The following is an 18,772-nucleotide window of genomic DNA, read 5'->3' on the forward strand; positions in this document are numbered from 1 at the left end:
TACGCGGTGCCCGACCGCCACAAGCTCGGCAAGATCCTCGTCAACGCGGTCGCGCACATGGTGACGTCGGCCTCCGTCGGCCTCGTCAAGAAGTTTCCCCGTCGACCCGCCGGCGTGGTCGCGCCGCCGCTCGCCGTGGGCGCTCCGATGACCGGACGGGCTCGACCGAAGGCCCGGCTCGCCTAGCGGGGACCACCGGGCGAAGTCGGGCGGGAGAGGTCGTCGACCTCTCCCGCCCGTCGGGCGGTCAGCCCTTCGTCACATCGCCGAGGTCTCGGCGGTACGTCTCGGCGATCGCCGCGACGCTGACCACGCTGATCAGGGAAACCACCACCATGTACGCGGCGACCGAGGCCGACCCGCCGGTGGCGCTGTACAGCGCCGTGGCGATGAACGGTGCGATACCGCCACCGAACGTCGCACCGAGCTGGTAGCCGAGCGACGCCCCGCTGTACCGGACCCGTGTGTTGAACATCTCGGAGAAGAGCGCCGCCTGTGGGCCGTACGAGATGCCGAGCGTCAGGGCCATCCCGCCCAACGCCACCAGGGCGAGTGGCATGGACTTGGTGTCCATCAGCGGGAAGAACGCGATGGACCACAGGGCCATCGCCCCGGTGCCGACCAGGAAAACCTTGCGGCGACCGACCCGGTCGGACCACTTGCCCGCCGGTGCCAGCGCGGCCAGCCACACCAGCGACGAGCAGACCAGGGCGATGAGTACCTGCTGCCGGGTGAAGCCGACCACCTTGGTCATGTACGACAGGGCGTAGACCAGGAACAGGTAGCCCATCGCGTTGATGCCGATGTGGGCGCCGCAGGCCAGCAGCACCTGCTTCGGGCTGCGCCGCACCACCTCGCCCAACGGGAACTTGCTCTGGTCGTTCTCCTGCTTGGCCTTGACGAACTCCGGGCTCTCCCCGATAGCCAGCCGGATGAAGAGTCCGACCACGACGAGCACGATGCTGGAGAGGAAGGCGATCCGCCAACCCCAGGCGGCGAACTCCTTCTCCGTGGTGAACGCGTTCAGCAGCAGGAAGACACCGTTGGAGAGGACGAGCCCGGCGGGGACGCCCATGGCCGGGAAGCTGCCGTAGAAGCCGCGCTTGCCGGCCGGGGCGAACTCGACGGCCATCAGCGCCGCGCCGCCCCACTCGCCGCCCGCGGCGATCCCCTGCACGAAGCGGAGCGTGACGAGCAGGATCGGCGCCCACACCCCGATGGTGTCGTAGGTGGGGAGCAGCCCGATGCAGAAGGTCGCCGCACCCATCGCGAGCAGGGTGGCGACCAGCATCGACTTGCGGCCGACCTTGTCACCGAGGTGACCGGCGATCATCCCGCCGACGGGACGGGCCACGAAGCCGACAGCGAACGTGGCGAACGCGGCCAGCGTGCCACCGACGGAGGAGAACGAGGGGAAGAACTGCGGGCCCAGCACGAGCGCCGCGGCGATGCCGTAGATGTAGAAGTCGTACCACTCGATCGCGGTGCCGATGAGGCTCGCGACGGCGACCTTCCGCGCCGAGGCCGTGTTTTTCTGGTCGGGGCCGGCCTGGGTTGGGACCGTTCGGGTCATGGTGAATCTCCCTGGGGGTATTCGGTTCGCTGGCCGGATCACGCGTTTTGCTGGAGGACGTTCTGAGCTGCGGTGGCCATCCGGCCGCTCAGCTCGGGCTCCCAGCCTTCCCACTTGGGCCCGTTGTGGAAGGCGTCGATGACCGCCTCGTAGTGCTCCGGGGGGAGCGGATCCCGCTTCGGCACGGGGCGCCCCTCGGGGATCGGGCTGTACCAGCGGACGTCCTTGGTACGTTCCTCGAATTCGGCCTTCGCCGCGTCGAGGGTCGGCCGGTCACGCAGCAGGTCCAGCACGGTCGTCGAAATGATCTTCGCGGCGGTGAGGAACGACTGGTGCGCGATGTTGGAGAGGCTGAACGACGCGGTCGACCAGTCGGGCATGCCCCAGGCGCCGAGGTAGTTGGTCGAGATCATCACGAAGGGGCACTTGTACGAGAACGTGGTGATGTCCGTGGTGATCATGGTGTTGCGGACCGGCCGGGTCCCCGGCGGCGCCAGCTGCAGAGTGCCGAACGGGGTGTCGGTCTGCGGGGCCCCGATCGCCTTCTGGATGAGCTTGCCGAACTCGACGTCGGTCTCGGAGAAGCGCGGCGCACCGATGACCTCGACGTTCTTGTGCGCGGCCCGGGCCAGCACGAGGTTGGGGATCGGCTCCCAGGTGCCGGTGAGCACCTCGTTGCTCACCTTGACGCCCATCGCGAGCGCGGCCCCGTTGGCGCAGTCGAAGATCCGCTCCTGGATCTTCTCGTGCTCGGCCCGGGTCATCGCCCGGGAGATGTAGGTCGACTTCGCGACGCCCGGGATGCTGGAGACCGCGTAGTCGGCGTACTCCTTGTTCAGAATCGAGGCGATGATCGGGTACGACGACGCCGGGATGATCGAGTCCTTGATGAAGTTGACCGCGACGTCGGTGAGCTCCAGCGCGTGCAGCGCGTTGTTGCCGCCCCACGGCATGGCGTTGTAGACGGACACACCGTCGAAGGTGTGCGCGGTCTGGTTGTTGCAGCGGATCTGGCTGGAGAGGAACCAGTCGGCGCCCGTCTCGTCCGAGGGGTGCCACCCCACGCACGCGTCCAGCCCGTCGAAGACGCCCGCGCTGGCCATCACGTTCTTGCCGAACGCGTTCTTCTCCGCCGGCGTGCCGAAGAGCTTGAACGTCCCCGGGATCTGGTTGGCCTCCATCGCGTGCTTGATCGCGATGGCCGCGCCGACCGCGCCGGCGCCGAGGCCGTGGTGCATGTCGTAGCAGCCGGCCAGCCCCGGCAGGACCTGCTGCTTGTACGGCACCGGCATCTGCGACGTGCCGTCGACCGCCTCGTACTCGGCGAAGCTGCCGATCACCGGATAGCCGGAGCCGTACGTCGCGACGAAGGACGTCTCGAGGCCGGCGACGCCGGTCTCGACCGTGAAGCCCTCCTTGCGCAGGAGTTCCACGATCGCCGCGGCGGCGCGGTATTCCTGGAGCGCCGGTTCCGCGAAGAGCCAGATGCGGTCGCTGAGCTCGGTGATGACGGCCTGATTGTCATCGATCCACCGGACAGCGTCCTGCTTTTCACCCGAAAAGGACATGGTTCTGCACCTCCGTGAAGAGAAGTCGTGGGAACGAGCCGCTGCGGCGCGCTACGGGGTTCCGAGCCGTTGCGTCAGGAGGCTCCGGACGAGGACGTCCATGGTGTCGACTCCCGCGGCGATCGCCCGCTCGTCGACGTCGAACAATGAGTGGTGCAACGGGTGACAGCCGTCGGGACCGGCCACGCCCAGCTTGAAATACAGCCCCGGTACGCGTTCCGCGTAGAGCGCGAAGTCGTCCGTGGTCATCGGAGGTTCCGTGAGCCGCCGGACCGACCCGGCCCCGAGCGGTCCGGGCAGGACCGCATGGGCCCGGGCAACGACCCGCGGGTCGTTGCGCAGCGCCGGCATGGCGTTCGCCCACTCGACCTCGGCCGTGGTCCCCGCCGCCGAGGTCACGCCGGCGACGACCTGCTCCAGCCGCGCCTTGAGGCGCTCGCGCACGACGTCGTCGACCGTGCGGATGGTCCCGGTCATCTCGACACTGTCGGCGAGGACGCTCTGCGAGTTGCCGCCGGCCACGGTGCCGACGTTGAGCGACGCCAGGTCGCCGGCGTCGGTCGAGCGGGAGACGAGGTGGTGCAGCGCCCCGATGAGCTGGCTCGCGACCAGGATGGCGTCGACGCCGCGGCTCGGCGTCGCCGCGTGGGCGCCGACGCCCGCCACGTGGATCCGGAAGGCGTCCTTGGCGGCCATCGCCACCGCGTTGTCGACACCGATCACGCCGGCGGGCAGGTCCGGCCAGCAGTGCAGTCCGAGCACGGCGTCCACGGCGGGGTTGTCGAGCACCCCGGCGTCGACCATCGCCGCGCCGCCGCTCGCCTGCCCGAACGGGATCTCCTCGGCGGGCTGGAACAACAGCTTCACCGTCCCGGGCCAGTTCCGGTCACGGGCGAGACGCTCCCCCAGTCCGACCACCACCGTGGTGTGCACGTCGTGTCCGCAGGCGTGGCAGACGCCCGGGTTGGCCGAAACGTAGGGCACGGTCTTGCGGTCCGGCACGGGCAGGGCGTCCAGGTCGGCGCGGACCGCGACACAGGGTCCGGGGCGTTCGCCCGAGAGGACGGCGACGACACCGGTCTTGGCGACCCCCTCGACCACGTCCCAGCCGGCGGCCCGCAGCCGCGCCGCCACCAGCCCGGCCGTGCGGTGTTCGGCGAAGCGCAACTCCGGGTGGGCGTGCAGATCCCGCCGCAGCGCGACGAGTTCGGCGAACTCGTCAGTCGTTGTCTCCAAGCCGAAGCCCTTCTCTTGCCGGAATAGGCCCGTAATTACGTTCGGCTCACCGTAGAAGTACCGCTGTTAGGAGTCAAGACCTGCTTGACGGTGGTTTTTTTGCGTCCTACGCTGCCAATAGCGGACGTATTTCGGACTTTAGGTGGCAGCGTGCGGCGAGACGACGGATCGGCGACCCAGACTGGGACGGCTCACACCGAGGCGGTTCCGACCGAGCCGGCGGCGGCGACAGCGCCCCGGCGTGGACCCGAGGCGGTGCGCGCGGTCCTGCCACCCGCCTGCCGCGAGGTGGGCCAGCTCTGGATCGACGGAGAGTGGCGCCCGGCGAGCACCGGTGCCACATTCGACACCATCGACCCCACCACCGGCCGCCACCTCTACACCGTCGCCGCCGCCAGCACCGCCGACGTCGACGCCGCGGTCGACGCCGCGCGACGCGCCAGCGCGCGATGGTGGGCGATGGACGGCCAGGACCGCGCCCGGATCCTGCGCCGGATCGCCGACGCCCTGCGTGCCCACGCGCCCCAGCTGGGGCTCCTGGACACCCTCGACGCCGGTCGGCCCATCCGCGACACCCAGACCCGCGACGTGGAGCGGGCCGCCCGCATCTTCGAGTTCTTCGCGGGCGTCACCGACCGGCTGCGCGGCGCGAACATTCCCGGCCAGCCCGGTTTCGTCAACCTGACCCGGTACGAGCCCTACGGCGTGGTCGGCGCGATCATCCCGTGGAACTACCCGATGACCAACGTCGCCACGAAGGTGGCCCCCGCCCTGGCCACGGGGAACGGCGTGGTGCTCAAGCCCGCCGAGCAGACGCCGCTCTCCGCGCTGCTCATCGCCCAGGTGGCGCACGACGCCGGCCTGCCACCGGGACTGCTCAACGTGGTCAACGGCCCCGGCGACGAGACCGGACGGGCGATCGTCGCCCACCCCGGCATCCCGAAGATCAGCTTCACCGGCTCGACCGAGGTCGGACGCCTCATCGGACGCACCTGCGGCGAATCGCTCAAAAGCGTGACCCTCGAGCTCGGCGGCAAGACCGCCAACGTCGTGTTCCCCGACGCTGACCTCGCCGCCGCCGCCGACGCGGCCGTCTTCACCGCCTTCATGAACCAGGGCCAGACCTGCACCGCAGGCACCCGCCTCCTGCTGCACGACTCGATCGCCGATGAGTTCATCACGCTCGTCCGCGACCGGATGGCGACGATCGAGGTGGGGGATCCGCTCCGCCCCGAAACCCAGATCGGACCGGTCGTCTCCGAGGCGCAGTTCGACCGGGTCAAGTCGTACCTGAGCGCGGGCCTCGACGACGGAGCCCGGCTGCTCGTCGGCGGGGCGCGACCAGCGGGCGCACCAGACGCCGGCTTCTTCGTCGCACCGGCGCTCTTCGTCGACGTCGAGCCGACCATGCGGATCGCCCGGGAGGAGATCTTCGGCCCGGTCCTGTCCGTGCTGCGCTTCGGCGACGAGGACGAGGCCATCGCGCTGGCGAACGGAACGCCGTACGGGCTGGCGGCCGCGATCTGGACGAGTGACGTCGGTCGGGTGCACCGCTTCGCCGAGCGGGCGGAGGCCGGCATCGTGTGGGCCAACACCGTCCACACGCTGCACCCCGGGTCACCGTACGGCGGCTACAAGCAGAGCGGGGTCGGCGCCGAGATGGGCATCGAAGCGGTCACCCACCTGATGCGGCTCAAGAGCATCTGGATCGGCACGGAACCCTGGCGCTCCCCGTGGGTGGGCTGACGGGCGGGACCACACGCGACAGTCCGTGCATGCGAGCATTGGCGGTCACGGTGGCCCATGACGCGCTCGCACAGGGGGTGGTGGTGTGATCGGGATCGTCGGACCCGAGGACTCGGTCGCGCTGACTCTGCGGGTCGCCGCCGAGATCGGGCTCGCCGACTCGGTCATCGCCCGCACCTACGAGGTCGCCGACCAGGCGCCCGAGCTGGCGCGGGAGCTGGACGCCGTATGCCAGGTGGTGCTCTTCACCGGCCGCGTCCCGTACCTCTTCACCCTCGCGGCCGGCGACCACCGGGCGAATCTGGACTGCGTCGCCCACTCCGGCATCGACCTCTACCGCTCGTTGGTGCTGCTCCTGCGCACGTTCGGCGGCCATCTGCCCGCGCTGAGCATCGACACGGTGGAAGGCGAGGTGGTGAGCGAGGTCTGGCGCGACCTGTCGTTGGACCCGCCGACGACCGTGCTGCCGCTGACCAGCGCCGGCGACGCCGCGACGGTGCGCGGCACCGACGACATCGTGGCGTTCCACCTCGAGGCGTGGCGCTCCGGCGCCGTCGAGGCGTGCCTGACCTGCCTGCGTTCGGTCTACGACGCGCTGGTCCGCCACGATGTACCGGTGTTCCGGGTGGAGCACACCCGCGCGGCGATCCGCGACGCCCTCGACCGGGCGCGGCAGACGCTGCAGACCGCCCAGGTGGAGGCCCAGCAGATCGCCCTCGGTCTGCTGGAACTCCTGCCGACCGGCACGGACACCCCGCAGCCGGCCTTCGCCGCCGCCCGCGACCACCTGGTCAGCCTGCTGCACGGGCGCGTGCAGCAGGTCGACGAGCGGACGCTGATGCTCTTCACCACGTGGGGAACGCTGCAGAACGTGCTCAGCCGTCCCGGCTCAGGATCGGCGCTCATGCCGGACGGGTTGCGCGACGGGATCGCGTTGGGCTTCGGGCTCGGCGCCACGCTGCCGCGGGCCGAGGAGAACGCACGGCGCGCCGTGGCGCTGTCACGGGTGGAACGCGCCATCGGCTGCGTGGTCTTCACCGACGGCACGGTCCGCCGTCTCGACGACGACCGTCCGGGCACGACCCTGACGCTGCGCCAGACGGATCCCCGGATGCTCGAGCTGGCCCGCGCCCTGGACATGAGTCCGACCTCGTTCCAGCGTCTCGCCGCGGCCCTGCAGGGCCTGGACGCGCGTGCGCTGACCGCACAGGACCTCGCCGATTCGCTGGGCGTGGGCGCCCGCAGCGCCCGCCGGATCCTGCTCAAGCTGGAGCAGGGCAGGATCGTCTCCCGCAGCGGCAGTGTCACCGGGCCGGGCGCGGGGCGTCCGCAGACCCTGTTCAAGGTCGACCTGCAGAAGCTTCTCCCGGAGTCCTGACGCGTCGCCGGAGGCCGAGGATGCCGCGCCGGACGGGCGCGGCATCCTCTCCCCCACCACTCGGCTGAGGCGACGGTGGTGAACGCCGTCAGGCGGAGACGGCGGCCGGCTGCTCCTCGGTGCGCGTGCGCTTCTTCCGCCGACCGATCATCTGCGGCAGGAGAAGGAGCAGCGTGGTCGCCGTGACGATGATGCTCGACGCGGCCGCCATGGTCGGATCGATGTTGTACGTGACGCTGGTGAACATCTGCACCGGCAGCGGGCGCAGATCCGGCGACTGCAGATAGAGCGAGATCACCACCTCGTCGAAGGAGGTGACGAAGGCGAACACCGCGCCGGAGAGCACCCCCGGCACGATGAGCGGCGCGATGATCAGCCGGAGCACGGTGATCGGCGACGCGCCCAGACTCGCGGCGGCATGCTCGATCCGCCGGTCGAGCGTCCGGATGCTCGCGGAGACGGTGATCACCACGAAGGGGATGGCGAGTGCCGTGTGCGCGACAACGAGGCCGATCATCGTCCCCTGCAGTCCCCACTCCAGGAAGGCGATGTAGATCGCGATCGCGACCACGATCTGAGGAATGATCATCGGCAGCAGGAGCAGCCCCTGGGCGGCGACGGCCACCCTGATACGCCCGCGTACGAGCGCGAACGCCGCCGCGGTGCCGAGGACCGTCGCCAGCAGCGTCACCCAGACCGCGAGTTGCACCGACACCAGCAGGGCGTCCGTCCACGCCGGATCGGTGAAGAACTGCTTGTAGTAGGTGAGCGACCAGGACTCCGGCGGAAAGTTGAAGCTCTGCTCGCCGGTGAAGCTGAGCGGGATCACGACGAAGGTCGGCGCGACCAGCCACAGCCCCACGACGACGCAGAGCACCCGCAGCGGCCAGGGCACCCGGACGTGTTGCTTCATCGGTCTCCCTCCAGACGCGCGAGCGCACGGTTGAACCCGGCGACCCGGGAAACCACGGCCAGCAGAAGCAGGGTCACCACCAGCATGATCGCGCTCAGCGCGCCGGCCCCGCCGAACTGCAGGAGTTCCTGCACCTTCGTGCCGATGAGCTGGGACATCATCGACTGGGACGGCGAGCCGATCAGCGCCGGCGTGACGTAGAAGCCGAGCGACAGGATGTACACCATCGCGCCGCCCGCCACCAGGCCGGGCATCGACAGCGGCAGGTACACCTTGAGGAACGCGACCACCGGACGGGCACCCAGCCCGAGCGCCGCGTCCACCAGCCGCCGGTCGATGCCGCTCAGCGTGGCATAGAGCGGAAGCGTCATGAACGGCATCAGCACCTGCGTCATCGCGAGCGTGACGCCGCTCCCGGTGCCGAGCAGCTTGACCGGTCCCGCGCCGAGGGCACTGAGGAACGAGTTGACCGGTCCGTTCTCCTGCAACAGCACGACCCAGGCGAAGGTCCGGGCCATCAGGCTCGTCCAGAACGGCATGAGGACGAACGCCACCATCACCGCGCGGGTCTTCGGCCCCACCACCGTCATCACGTACGCGTACGGGTAGGCGAGCACGAGCGTGACGAGGGTGACGACCGCGGCGACCCGCATGGTGCGCCACAGAATGGTGAGGCTGATCCCGTCGGTGAACGCCGAGACGTAGTTGCCGAACCCGACCTCCGGGTTCGTGAAGCTCAGGTACAGCAACAGCACGATCGGATAGACGAACGCGGCGCCGACCAGCGCGACCGCCGGCGCGAGGAGCAGGTAGGCGCGCCCACGGCCGGGGACCCGGAGACGGGGGGCGGGCGGAAGAAGAGCCTTCCGCCCGCCCAGGGTTTCCGTCGTCACCGCGCTGCCCACTGGGTCCACTTCGCGGTGGCCTCGTCGAGGTTCTTCGCCCACCACTCCTGGTCGTTCCAGAAGCCCGTGCCGTTGTCCTGGCCACTCGGCAGGAACTTCGCCCGCAGCTCATCAATCTTGGGCTGGGCCTGCGTGTTGATCGGGGCGTACGCGATGTTCTCGGTCAGCTTGGCCTGCTGCTCGGGCTTCAGCATGAAGTTCAGGAACTTGTACGCCGCGTCCTGGTTCTTGGCGCCCTTGACGATGTAGACGACGTCGTAGTAGAACACCGGCTGGTTCCAGACCGCGACCAGGTCCACACCCTTGGTGGCGACTTCGTAGGCGCGCCCCGGCCAGGACAGCATCATGTCGACCCGGCCGCTCGCCATCGCCTGCTCCTGCTCCGCCCCGGTGTTCAGGAAGACCAGGCTCTCGCGGATGCTGTCGAGCTTGCGGAACGCCCGGTCGTAGTCGATCGGGTAGATGTCCTTCGGCTGGACGCCGTCACCGAGCAGCGCGATCTCCAGCGGGCCCTGGTTGGCGAAGTTCATGATGCCGCGCTTGCCGGGGAACTTCTTGGTGTCGAAGAAGTCGGCCCAGGACTGCGGCCCGGCGGTGGGGTACGACTTCTTGTTGTAGACGAGGGTGAAGGCCGACTTCATGATCGGGACGGCGCAGTCGGAGACGAGCTCCGTCTCCACGCCGGTCAGGTCCAGCTTGCTGCGGTCCAGCTTCTCGACGTAGGTGCCGCAGTTGGCGTGGGCGAAGTAGGCGTACCCCTCCATGATGTCCCACGACACGTTCTTGGAGTCCACCATGGCCTTCAGCTTCGGGTAGCTGATCGGCGAGTCCTGCTTGACCTTGATGCCGGTCGACGCGGAGAAGGGCTCGAAGAACGCCCTGGTCTGCGCCGCCTGATAGGCGCCGCCGGCGCCGGTGAAGACGAGGCTTCCGCCGGACCCGCCCGACGCGCCGCCGCCACAGGCGGAGGCGGTGAGGGCGACGACGACCGCCGCCGCGGCGGCGAAGGCCCTGAATCGAAGATTTCTCATGGTAAATACCCTTTTTCTCGGGTCGAAGAGCCGGCTCCCCGGCTCCTCGTGTTGAAGTGCGACGTCAAATCCCCGTATGTCAGTTGGACGGCCAGGCGCGGACGCCCCCGTCGGCTGGCACCGCGCGGTCGGTCCGGTTTCGTGGCCGGGCCGGTGTCTGCAGAGCCAGCGAGGAGACGCAGACGTGGCCGCCCCTGAGGAGGTTCGTGGCCATCGCGGCCACCTCCTGCGTGTCCGTGATGAGCTTCGTGCGGCTGGCGGTGAAGCGTGATGCGGGCACCGAGACCGTGAACGAACCGATCGGGTTGCCCTGCGCGTCGAAGAAGGGCGCGGAGACGCAGGAGATGTGCTCCGCGAACTCCTCGATGTCCAGGGCGTAGCCCTGCCGGCGCACCTGGACGAGATCAGAGAGGATCTCGTCGTAGGTGCACCGCGTCTTGGGGGTGAGCCGCGGCAGGTCGACCGTGGCGAACATGAGCTCGACCTGTTCCTCGGGCAGGAAGGCGAGGATCGCCTTGCACGAGGCGCGGGCGTGCAGGTTGCCCGTGTAGCCGATCTCCAGATGGCCCACGCTGAGCGCGTGCACCCCGGCGAGATGCTGCTGCAGCATGATCGTCCCGTGGTACCAGCCGCAGATGTAGGCCGTCTCCTGCGTCTTGTTGTGCAACCGGCCGAGCAGCGCCGACAGTTGGGGTTCAGGGCCGGCGCGCAGTTGCAGACTCCGGCTCAGCTTGGAGCTCTTCGGGCCGACGTCGAACTTCCCACCCGGCAGGCGCACCACGTAGCCGCTGGACCGCAGGGTGCGCAGCAGGTTGTACGTCGTACTCAGGTTGAGCCCGAGCATCCTGCTGATCCGCTTCGCGGTCACCTCGCCGTTGCCTGCGGCGACGGTCTCCAGCACGTCGAGTCCGCGCTGCAGGGTCACGAGCACGCCCTCGGGCGCCTCGTCGGAGGGGGTTGTCGACGCCTCGCTCATCGCTGGCCGTCCTGATCTCTCGTCGTGATCCGGCTACTGGCGCCGCGTCTCGGCGTCCGCCCAGCCGACGGCGATCTTCGAACCGTCGGAGGCGCGCTCCACCCATGTCTCGATCTCGACCCGACCGTCGTTCTCCGGCACGTCGCTCACCACGCCCAGCACGCGTACCTCCTCACCCGGGCCGAAGGGGGCGACGAAGGCCAAGTCGAGGTGGCCGGTGGTGAACCACGCGGGACCGAAGAACCCGGTGGCGAGCTCGGAGATGTACGCCGCGGCCATGAGGCCCTGCGCGAGGGTCGTCTCGAGCCCCTGCGACTGCGCCGCCGCAAGGTCGGTGTGCGTGGTGCGCCAGAACCCCTGGACGTTGGAGTAGACCGACATCTGCTCCTGATGGACCACCTTGCGCAGCGACGGCAACGGCGAGCCCACGGCGAGCCCCGGACCCGCGACCCGCACGATCTCCCGGTCGGTGGGGTAGACCCCGGCGACCCGTCGCGCGTTGGAGGCCGGAGCCGATCCGCCGCCGAGCGTGTCCGGGTCGCCGATCTCGGCGCACTCGATCGCCCGGTGCCGCACGATGAGCCGACCGTCCTCCAGCGACCGGGCCTCGGCGTCGGTGACGAAGTAGCCGCGGCCCCGCCGGACGTAGGTCTCGACGACCTCCCCGGTGAGCCGCACCCGCTCCCCCATCCGGACCGGCGAGGAGAACCAGACCTGCTCACGCTGGTGCAGGCCGAAGTCCTGGAACGGGTCGTAGCGGGTGTTGAGCAGCCGGAGCAGGTCACCGAGGAGGATCGCGGCCTGGCCCACGCGCTCGCCGAACGGCGAGACGCGCTCGTCGAAGCTCCACGCGTGGTAGTCGTCGACGGTGAAGGCGTACGACTTGATGAAGTGATCGTCGACGAGAAGATCGATGGGGCCGAACTTCTCCCCGACCTCGAAGTTCTCGTAGCGGACGGCCTTGAGCGCGGGAGCGCTGACGGTGTCGGTCATGCCTGAGCCTCCAGAGCTGGTACGCCGCCCCGCGCATAGGCGGTCGCGGCGAAACGGGAGATGGCCAGCGCGGTGACCTTGCTGGCATAGCTGACATCGGCCTCGGCGACCGACTCGTCCTTGACGTGGGCTTCCTGGATGTCACCCGGACCGAAGAGCGCAACCGGCACCGATTGACGCGCGAACGCCGACGCGTCACTGCCGTACGTGATGCACGCCGGTTCGGTGTCGCCGGAAAGCTGCGCGGCCGCGGCGAGCAGGCTCGCGGCCAGGTCGCCGTCGCGCGGGACCTCCCACCCGGCGAATCCGGGCCCGTCCCAGGTCAGGCTGGCCGGATGGGTACGGAACCAGTCGTCCTGATCGCCCAGCTCGTCCAACGCCCGACGCACCGCCGCCCGGACGGTGTCCAGGTCCTCCGACGGCAGCGTGCCGATCCGGCCGTAGATCCACGCCTCGTCGGGGATGGTGAGCCGCCAGTCCCCCGCTTCCACCCGACCGATCGACAGCGGCGCCTTCTGCGGCAGCTGGTTGAAGAGCGGGTGGTCCAGGGTGGTCTCGCGCTCCTGCTCCAGCCGGCGCAGCCGCTCGTGGACCTTGACGAGCTTGTCGAAGGCGCTCACCCCGGTCCACGGCGTCGCGACGTGGGCGGCTCGACCGGCGACGCCGACGGTGAACGGCGCGGCGCCGCCGGCCGCCGTGACGATGCGGCAGGCCGTGGGCTCCAGCACGATCACCGCGGACGGCAGCGGAGCCCCGTCCATCAGGCTCAACGTGCCGAGACCACCGGTCTCCTCGGCCACCACGCACTGCACCTGGACGTCGAACGGAAGCGCGACCCCGGCGTCACGCAACGCGCGCATCGCGAACAGGCCGGCGCCGAGGCCGCCCTTCATGTCCGTGGCGCCGCGACCGAAGATCCGGCCGCCCACCCGTGCCCCGGAGAACGGGCTGCGCTGCCACTTGCTCTCGTCCCCGACCGGCACCACGTCGAGGTGTCCGTTGAGGACCAGGTCCGGCAGGCGGCGGTCACCCGTGCGCAACCGGCCGACGATGTTCGGGCGCTGGTCGAGGTCACGCTCGTGCGCGCACTCCGGCCAGCGCTCCAGCGCGGACGGGTCGATGTACTGCCGCTCGGCGTCGAAGCCGTTGCGCCGCAGCCAGTCTTCGACAAACGCGGCGGCCTCGCCCTCACTGCCGCTGACGCTGGGAATGGCGACGAAATCGGAGACGAAGCGCGCCAGTTCCTCCGCGCTCGCCTCGAGCGCGGCCGTGACGGCGCGCTCCTGCTCGGACACGGCGCCGCCCGCGGGCGGGATATCGGTCATCGTGCTGGTCCTGCCTCTCTGTTGTACGGCGGCGGGGGCCACCGCATCGGTGTTGCGCAGCAGTCGGATCACCGGTGCGTGCCGGGCTAGACGGCGCCCCGTTCCCTGAGCGCGGCGATTTCGTCGTCGGTGAAGCCGCAGACGTCGACGAGTACCTCGACCGTGTGCTCACCGACCGCGGGCGGCCGACGGCGCACCTGTCCCGGGGTCCGCGAGAGCTTGACCGGGACGCCGGGCAGACGCAGTTCGCCGTGCTCGCCGGAGGGGAGGCTGACGATCATGTCCCGGGCCCGCAGCTGCGGGTTCTCGCACGCCTCCTCCACCGAGCAGACCGGCCCGCTCGGCACGTCGGCGCGGTCGAGCACGTCGCAGAGTTCGTCCAACGTCATGCCCCGCGTCCATTTCTCGATCAGCGCCTCGAGTTCGACCACGTTGGCCATCCGGTCCGCCTGGGTGAGGAAGCGCGGGTCGGTGCCGAGTTGCGGGGCGCCCATGGCGTCGGCGAGCGCCCGGAAGAGCCCGGTCGTGGCGGCATCGATGTAGACGTAGCGCTGGTCGGCGGTGGCGAAGATGTTGCCCGGAGCGGTCACCGGATCGCGGTTACCGGCCGGGGGTGGGACGGGCACGTTGTTGAGCGCTGCCGTCACCGGGTAGCCGACGAGCGAGAAGATCGAGTCGAAGAGCGATACGTCCGCGTGCTGTCCCAGCCCGGTACGGGTGCGGCTGTGCAGCGCCACGACGGTCGCGAACGCGGCGTACAGCCCGGCGGTGTGGTCGGCGGTGAAGTTGCCGCTGATCAACGGACCCGTCTCCGCGCTGCCAGCCCGACTCATCAAGCCGGACATCGCCTCGGCGATGGGATTGAACAGCGGCCGGTGCCGCCACGGCCCGGTCTGGCCGAAGCCGGAGATCGACGTGACGACCAGCCGCGGGTTGAGCTCCTCCAACTCTGCGGGGCCGAGTCCCATCGCGTCGAGGGTGCCGGGGCGGTAGTTCTCGACCAGGACGTCGGCCCAGGCGACGAGCCGGCGGAGGATCGCGACGCCCTCCGCGTCACGGGTGTTCACCGTGACGCCCCGCTTGTTGCGGTGGTAGTGCAGCACGTACGCGCTCTCGTCGCCGAGTCGGGGTTCGAGGACGCGTGCGTCCTCCCCGCCCGGACGCTCGACCTTGATGACGTCCGCGCCCATGTCGGCGAGGAGCATCGAGCAGACCGGCCCCGCGATCCACCGGCTCAGGTCGAGGACCTTGACACCCTCGAGCGGCATCGGGAGGTGACTCATCGGCACTACTCCTCTCTTGGTCGGTTCGCCGGGTCAGCCGGCGACGGCGGGTTCGCCCGAACGGCTGGGCTCCGGCTGCTCCACGGGCTCGCCACCGGCGGCCGGTCGCGCCACCGGCACCACGGCCCCGGCGTCGACGTCCCAGGTGACCAGCACGCGGTCGCCGATGGTCACCGGGGATTCCGCGCCCATCTGTTCCAGGCTCGAGGCGGTCACCCCGACGTCGCACCGGAGCAGCACCTTGCGGTGGGAGCCCCGGTAGACCACGTCCTGCACCGTGGCGGCCAGGGCGTTCACGCCGCTTCCCGCCGACGAGTCGGGCAGGGCGACCCGCACCCGCTCGGGGCGGACGACGAGGGCGCCGGGGACGCCGTTCGCCACGTCACCGGAGCCGGCGACGGTCAACTCGTACCCGTCGCCGATCAGCACCCGACCGCCGGCGCGCTCGCGAACCACGCCCCGGAAGATGTTCGAGTCACCCAGGAAGTCGGCGACGAAGAGCGACACCGGCGTCTCGTAGAGCTCGCTCGCCGTTCCCACCTGCTCGATGCGGCCGTTGTTGAAGACGGCGATCCGGTCGGAGAGGGCCAGCGCCTCCTCCTGGTCGTGGGTGACGAAGATGAACGTCAGGCCCAGCTCCCGGTGCATCCGCGCGATCTCGCCCTGGAGCTGCTCGCGCAGCTTCTTGTCGAGAGCGCCGAGCGGTTCGTCCATCAACAGCACGGGTGGGTTGAAGACGACGGCGCGGGCGAGGGCGACCCGCTGCTGCTGCCCGCCCGAGAGCTGACGCGGCATGCGCTCGGCGAGGTCGACGAGGCCCACCATCTCCAGCACCTCGTGGACCCGCCGTGCGATCTCGCGCTTGTCCACCTTCCGGCGCTGCAGCGGAAAGGCGACGTTGCCCGCGACGGTCATGTGCGGGAAGAGCGCGTACTGCTGGAAGACCATGCCGAGGTTGCGCTTGTACGCCGGCAGAGCCGCGACGTCGCTGCCTCCGACAAGGATCTCGCCGGAGGTGAGGCGCTCGAACCCGGCGATCATGTTGAGAGTCGTGCTCTTCCCCGAGCCGCTGGGACCGAGGAGCGTCATGAACTCCCCGGGCGCGATGTCGAGGTCGACGGCGTCGACCGCGGGCGCCTCCGTGGAGGGGAAGATCTTCGTCACGCGGCGCAGCTCGACGCGTCCGGCAGCGGTCATCTCACACCCCCTGCTGGACGAGGGTGGCGACGGGCTGGACGGTGCGCCGGACGGCGTCGACGATGACCGACGCCGACGGGATCACCGCGGCCTGCAGGGTCGGCGCCGCGGGGATGCGGACGTCGGGAGCGCCGACGCGTACCGGCGGGGCCACCAGGGGGACACCGGACTCCACGACCGACGTGACGACCTCGGCGCCGACGCCCATGAAGCGGTGGGCCTCGTGCGCCACGACGAGCCGGCCCGTCTTCGCGACGCTGCGCTTGACGGCGTCGGTGTCCAGCGGGCGCAGCCAGCGCATGTCGAGCACCTCGACCGAGACCCCCTGGGCGGCCAACTCGTCGGCGGCTTCGAGCGCGCGGTGCAGCATCGCTCCCCAGGTCACGAGGGTGACGTCGTCGCCCGGCCGGCGGACGGCCGCGCCGCCGACGGGTCCGGGCGCCGCGCCGAGCCGCACCTCGGCCTTTTCACCGTGGTAGAGGTTGCGGTTCTCGATGACGATCGTCGGGTCGTCGGAGTGGATAGCGGCGGTCAGCAGGTCGTAGGCGTCCTGCGCGGTGGCCGGCATGCATGCCTGCAGCCCCGGCACGTGCGCGAAGAACGTCTCCAGACTCTGCGAGTGCTGCGCGCATGACCCCGGCCCCGCGCCCTGCTGGGTGCGGATCGTGATCGGCGCGGTCAGCTTGCCCTGCGAGACATAGCGGACGTTCGCGGCCTGGTTCACGATCTGGTCGAGCGCCACCAGGCTGAAGTCCACCCACATGATCTCGACGATCGGGCGGCGGCCGACCAGCGCGGCCCCGATGGCGCCGCCCAGGATCGCCGATTCCGAGATGGGGGTGTCGAAGACGCGGTCACCGAAGGACTTCTGCAGCCCCTTGGTGACCCCGAAGACCCCACCGGGGATGGCGATGTCCTCTCCGAAGAGAAGCGTCTCGGGAATCTCCGCCAGGGCGCGACGCAGGGCCTCGTTGGCGGCCTGCGCGTAGGTGAGCTTGCGGGTCTCCTCAGGCATACAGGTGCTCCATGACGGTCGAAGGGTCGGCGAGCGGGGCCTCGAGTGCGCGGGCGGAGGCGTCGGCGACCTCCGCGCGGACCTTGTCCCGCAGGGCGTCCAGCTCGTCGCCGGTCATGCCGGCGGATTCAAGGACGCGGGAGAGCCGGACGATCGGCTCCTGCTCCAGGGCGCGGTCCAGTTCGCCCGGTTCCCGGTAGCTTTCGACGTCGCCGATGTAGTGGCCCACGATGCGCTCGGTCATCGCCTCGATGACGACCGGGCCGTCGCCCGCCCGGGCGCGTCGGGCGGCCTCCGCGACCGTGTCGCGCACGATGGCGACGTCGTTACCGTCGATCCGCACGCCCGGGATGCCATAGGCCGAACTACGTTTGAAAAGCCGGTCCGAGGTCACCATCGCGGCGGTCGGAGTGAGTTCCGAATAGCGATTGTTTTCGATGACGAAAAGAACCGGGAGCCGGCGGATCGACGCGAAGTTCATCGCCTCGTGAACCGAGCCCTGGTTGACGGCGCCGTCACCGAACGCCGCCACCGCGACCCGGCCGGAGCCGTCGAATGTGGACGCCAAAGCGGCACCGGTGGCAATCGGCGCGCCGGCGCCGACAATCGAATTCTCTCCATACATTCCGTGCTCCGGATCGGAAAGGTAGGCCGAGCCCCCGCGGCCACCATTGAGCCCACTGGTGCGACCGAGAAGTTCACCGAACATCGCGTCCAGGGACGCGCCGCACGCGATCGCCCAGCCATGGCCCCGGTAGGTCGGGAACACCACGTCCGTCGGCAGGTCAAGCGCGGCGCAGGTGCCGACGTAGATGGCCTCCTGGCCGTTGCAGAGGTGCACGGACCCGACTACGGCGCCCTCGGCGCGCAGCCGCCGGATCTCCTCTTCGAAGAAACGGATCCGCAACATGGTCGCCAGGTGACGCGCGAGTTCGTCGACGTCCTGAACTCGGTCTCGCACGCGCTCTCCTTCTGGTCGTCAAAGGCCACCGCGACGGCGTTTCGTGGCCGCAGTACGCGTGGTCGGCAGGCTCTCTGTCCTGTTGAGCAGACGAAACCGCGATACCGCGGGACTGTGCCAGTTTCTGGAACCGGAATTCCGGCTATTTAAAATTTCCGTGATGTTATGCCGCTCACTCCGCGTTTGAACAGGCAGGCTGGCCCCTGACCGCATCACAGAACAGAACCGAGGGGACCGACGTTGAGCGCCGTACGCCGCTGGAATCCGACTGAAATCGCGCCGCCGATCGGCAAGTACAGCCATCTGGCGCAGGCCCCCGCCGGACACCGGCTGGTCTTCGTCTCCGGACAGGTGGGCAACCTCGCCGACGGCGCCCTCGCCGGACCGGGGGCCGTCGAACAGACCCGACAGGTCTTCGCGAACCTGGAGGCGCTCCTCACGCACCTGGGCGTCACCCCGGCGGAGGTGGTCAAGCTGCTGACGTTCGTCGCCGGCACCGAGCACCTGGCCGGCTTCGCCGCCGCGCGTGATGAGGTGTTTGCCCGCTGGTACCCGGACGGACGCTGGCCGGGCCACTCGCTCGCGGTCGTCGCCGCGCTCGCCGCGCCCGACCTCGCCGTCGAGATGGAGGCGATCGTCGCGGTGCCGGAGAGCGACGAGCGGAAGTAGGGG

At 69.8% G+C, this 18,772-nt stretch carries 17 protein-coding genes; 4 read left to right on the forward strand and 13 right to left on the reverse strand.

Features of this window, described 5'->3' with window-relative positions:
- The coding region (locus AB0J06_RS04105; protein ID WP_357424406.1) for a hypothetical protein at nucleotides 1-186 on the forward strand (186 nt) is incomplete at its 5' end.
- 61 nt (nucleotides 187-247) lie between these two features.
- Here the strand turns inward: AB0J06_RS04105 and AB0J06_RS04110 are convergent.
- From AB0J06_RS04110 to AB0J06_RS04120, 3 genes are read right to left on the reverse strand one after another with little or no spacing between them, the layout of a single operon-like run.
- Nucleotides 248-1,573 (reverse strand): MFS transporter, encoded by a 1,326-nt coding sequence (locus AB0J06_RS04110; RefSeq protein ID WP_357424408.1) that lies wholly within the window; start codon nucleotides 1,571-1,573, stop codon nucleotides 248-250.
- Nucleotides 1,574-1,611: 38 nt separating this feature from the next.
- A complete protein-coding gene (locus AB0J06_RS04115) occupies nucleotides 1,612-3,141 on the reverse strand; it encodes a hypothetical protein (RefSeq protein WP_357424410.1) in 1,530 nt (509 codons plus the stop codon).
- 51 nt (nucleotides 3,142-3,192) lie between these two features.
- Nucleotides 3,193-4,377, reverse strand: a complete 1,185-nt coding sequence (locus tag AB0J06_RS04120; RefSeq protein WP_357424412.1) for a M20 family metallopeptidase — start codon at nucleotides 4,375-4,377, stop codon at nucleotides 3,193-3,195.
- 150 nt (nucleotides 4,378-4,527) lie between these two features.
- On the opposite strand from AB0J06_RS04120, the gene AB0J06_RS04125 reads away from it, so the two are divergent.
- Together AB0J06_RS04125 and AB0J06_RS04130 are read left to right on the forward strand one after the other, a co-directional pair.
- Nucleotides 4,528-6,123 (forward strand): aldehyde dehydrogenase family protein, encoded by a 1,596-nt coding sequence (locus AB0J06_RS04125; RefSeq protein WP_357424414.1) that lies wholly within the window; start codon nucleotides 4,528-4,530, stop codon nucleotides 6,121-6,123.
- An 85-nt stretch (nucleotides 6,124-6,208) separates the two neighbouring features.
- Nucleotides 6,209-7,501: a hypothetical protein gene (locus tag AB0J06_RS04130; RefSeq protein ID WP_357424416.1), complete on the forward strand. Its 1,293-nt coding sequence runs from the start codon at nucleotides 6,209-6,211 to the stop codon at nucleotides 7,499-7,501.
- Between the two features lie 88 nt (nucleotides 7,502-7,589).
- Here the strand turns inward: AB0J06_RS04130 and AB0J06_RS04135 are convergent, their stop codons facing one another.
- From AB0J06_RS04135 to AB0J06_RS04180, 10 genes are all read right to left on the reverse strand, one after another.
- Nucleotides 7,590-8,414 carry an ABC transporter permease gene (locus AB0J06_RS04135; RefSeq protein ID WP_357424418.1) on the reverse strand — a complete coding sequence of 275 codons (825 nt, stop codon included), beginning with the start codon at nucleotides 8,412-8,414 and terminating at the stop codon, nucleotides 7,590-7,592.
- Nucleotides 8,411-9,307: an ABC transporter permease gene (locus AB0J06_RS04140; RefSeq protein ID WP_357424420.1), complete on the reverse strand. Its 897-nt coding sequence runs from the start codon at nucleotides 9,305-9,307 to the stop codon at nucleotides 8,411-8,413. The genes AB0J06_RS04135 and AB0J06_RS04140 overlap by 4 nt, the downstream gene beginning before the upstream one ends.
- Nucleotides 9,304-10,350, reverse strand: a complete 1,047-nt coding sequence (locus AB0J06_RS04145) for an ABC transporter substrate-binding protein (protein ID WP_357424423.1) — start codon at nucleotides 10,348-10,350, stop codon at nucleotides 9,304-9,306. The genes AB0J06_RS04140 and AB0J06_RS04145 overlap by 4 nt, the downstream gene beginning before the upstream one ends.
- A gap of 79 nt (nucleotides 10,351-10,429) precedes the next feature.
- Nucleotides 10,430-11,326 (reverse strand): IclR family transcriptional regulator, encoded by an 897-nt coding sequence (locus AB0J06_RS04150; protein ID WP_357424425.1) that lies wholly within the window; start codon nucleotides 11,324-11,326, stop codon nucleotides 10,430-10,432.
- Between the two features lie 33 nt (nucleotides 11,327-11,359).
- On the reverse strand, nucleotides 11,360-12,319 hold the full coding sequence (locus AB0J06_RS04155) for a hypothetical protein (protein ID WP_357424427.1): 960 nt from the start codon (nucleotides 12,317-12,319) through the stop codon (nucleotides 11,360-11,362).
- Nucleotides 12,316-13,644: an ArgE/DapE family deacylase gene (locus AB0J06_RS04160; RefSeq protein ID WP_357424429.1), complete on the reverse strand. Its 1,329-nt coding sequence runs from the start codon at nucleotides 13,642-13,644 to the stop codon at nucleotides 12,316-12,318. Before AB0J06_RS04160 ends, AB0J06_RS04155 begins: the two co-directional genes overlap by 4 nt.
- Nucleotides 13,645-13,730: 86 nt before the next feature.
- Nucleotides 13,731-14,927 (reverse strand): CoA transferase, encoded by a 1,197-nt coding sequence (locus AB0J06_RS04165; protein WP_357424431.1) that lies wholly within the window; start codon nucleotides 14,925-14,927, stop codon nucleotides 13,731-13,733.
- A 33-nt stretch (nucleotides 14,928-14,960) separates the two neighbouring features.
- The gene (locus AB0J06_RS04170) at nucleotides 14,961-16,124 is read right to left on the reverse strand and encodes an ABC transporter ATP-binding protein (RefSeq protein WP_357424433.1); all 1,164 of its coding nucleotides are present in this window, start codon (nucleotides 16,122-16,124) and stop codon (nucleotides 14,961-14,963) included.
- A 1-nt stretch (nucleotide 16,125) separates the two neighbouring features.
- Entirely contained in the window at nucleotides 16,126-17,139 is a 1,014-nt protein-coding gene (locus tag AB0J06_RS04175; protein WP_357424436.1) for a transketolase C-terminal domain-containing protein, read from the reverse strand.
- Entirely contained in the window at nucleotides 17,132-18,049 is a 918-nt protein-coding gene (locus AB0J06_RS04180; RefSeq protein ID WP_357424738.1) for a thiamine pyrophosphate-dependent dehydrogenase E1 component subunit alpha, read from the reverse strand. The genes AB0J06_RS04175 and AB0J06_RS04180 overlap by 8 nt, the downstream gene beginning before the upstream one ends.
- Nucleotides 18,050-18,340: 291 nt before the next feature.
- On the opposite strand from AB0J06_RS04180, the gene AB0J06_RS04185 reads away from it, so the two are divergent.
- Entirely contained in the window at nucleotides 18,341-18,769 is a 429-nt protein-coding gene (locus AB0J06_RS04185; RefSeq protein ID WP_357424438.1) for a RidA family protein, read from the forward strand.
- Nucleotides 18,770-18,772: the final 3 nt, after the last annotated feature.

Source organism: Micromonospora sp. NPDC049679 (genome assembly GCF_040659735.1).
In the GTDB taxonomy this organism is placed as follows: Bacteria; Actinomycetota; Actinomycetes; order Mycobacteriales; family Micromonosporaceae; genus Micromonospora_I.

Excerpts from the sequence above, each read along its gene's own strand:
- AB0J06_RS04115 (WP_357424410.1), bottom strand. The coding sequence starts at position 3,141 with ATGTCCTTTTCGGGTGAAAAGCAGGACGCTGTCCGGTGGATCGATGAC.
- AB0J06_RS04150 (WP_357424425.1), bottom strand. The coding sequence starts at position 11,326 with ATGAGCGAGGCGTCGACAACCCCCTCCGACGAGGCGCCCGAGGGCGTG.
- AB0J06_RS04155 (WP_357424427.1), bottom strand. The coding sequence starts at position 12,319 with ATGACCGACACCGTCAGCGCTCCCGCGCTCAAGGCCGTCCGCTACGAG.
- AB0J06_RS04165 (WP_357424431.1), bottom strand. The coding sequence starts at position 14,927 with ATGAGTCACCTCCCGATGCCGCTCGAGGGTGTCAAGGTCCTCGACCTG.
- AB0J06_RS04160 (WP_357424429.1), bottom strand. The coding sequence starts at position 13,644 with ATGACCGATATCCCGCCCGCGGGCGGCGCCGTGTCCGAGCAGGAGCGC.
- AB0J06_RS04180 (WP_357424738.1), bottom strand. The coding sequence starts at position 18,049 with ATGTTGCGGATCCGTTTCTTCGAAGAGGAGATCCGGCGGCTGCGCGCC.
- AB0J06_RS04110 (WP_357424408.1), bottom strand. The coding sequence starts at position 1,573 with ATGACCCGAACGGTCCCAACCCAGGCCGGCCCCGACCAGAAAAACACG.
- AB0J06_RS04145 (WP_357424423.1), bottom strand. The coding sequence starts at position 10,350 with ATGAGAAATCTTCGATTCAGGGCCTTCGCCGCCGCGGCGGCGGTCGTC.
- AB0J06_RS04175 (WP_357424436.1), bottom strand. The coding sequence starts at position 17,139 with ATGCCTGAGGAGACCCGCAAGCTCACCTACGCGCAGGCCGCCAACGAG.
- AB0J06_RS04135 (WP_357424418.1), bottom strand. The coding sequence starts at position 8,414 with ATGAAGCAACACGTCCGGGTGCCCTGGCCGCTGCGGGTGCTCTGCGTC.
- AB0J06_RS04170 (WP_357424433.1), bottom strand. The coding sequence starts at position 16,124 with ATGACCGCTGCCGGACGCGTCGAGCTGCGCCGCGTGACGAAGATCTTC.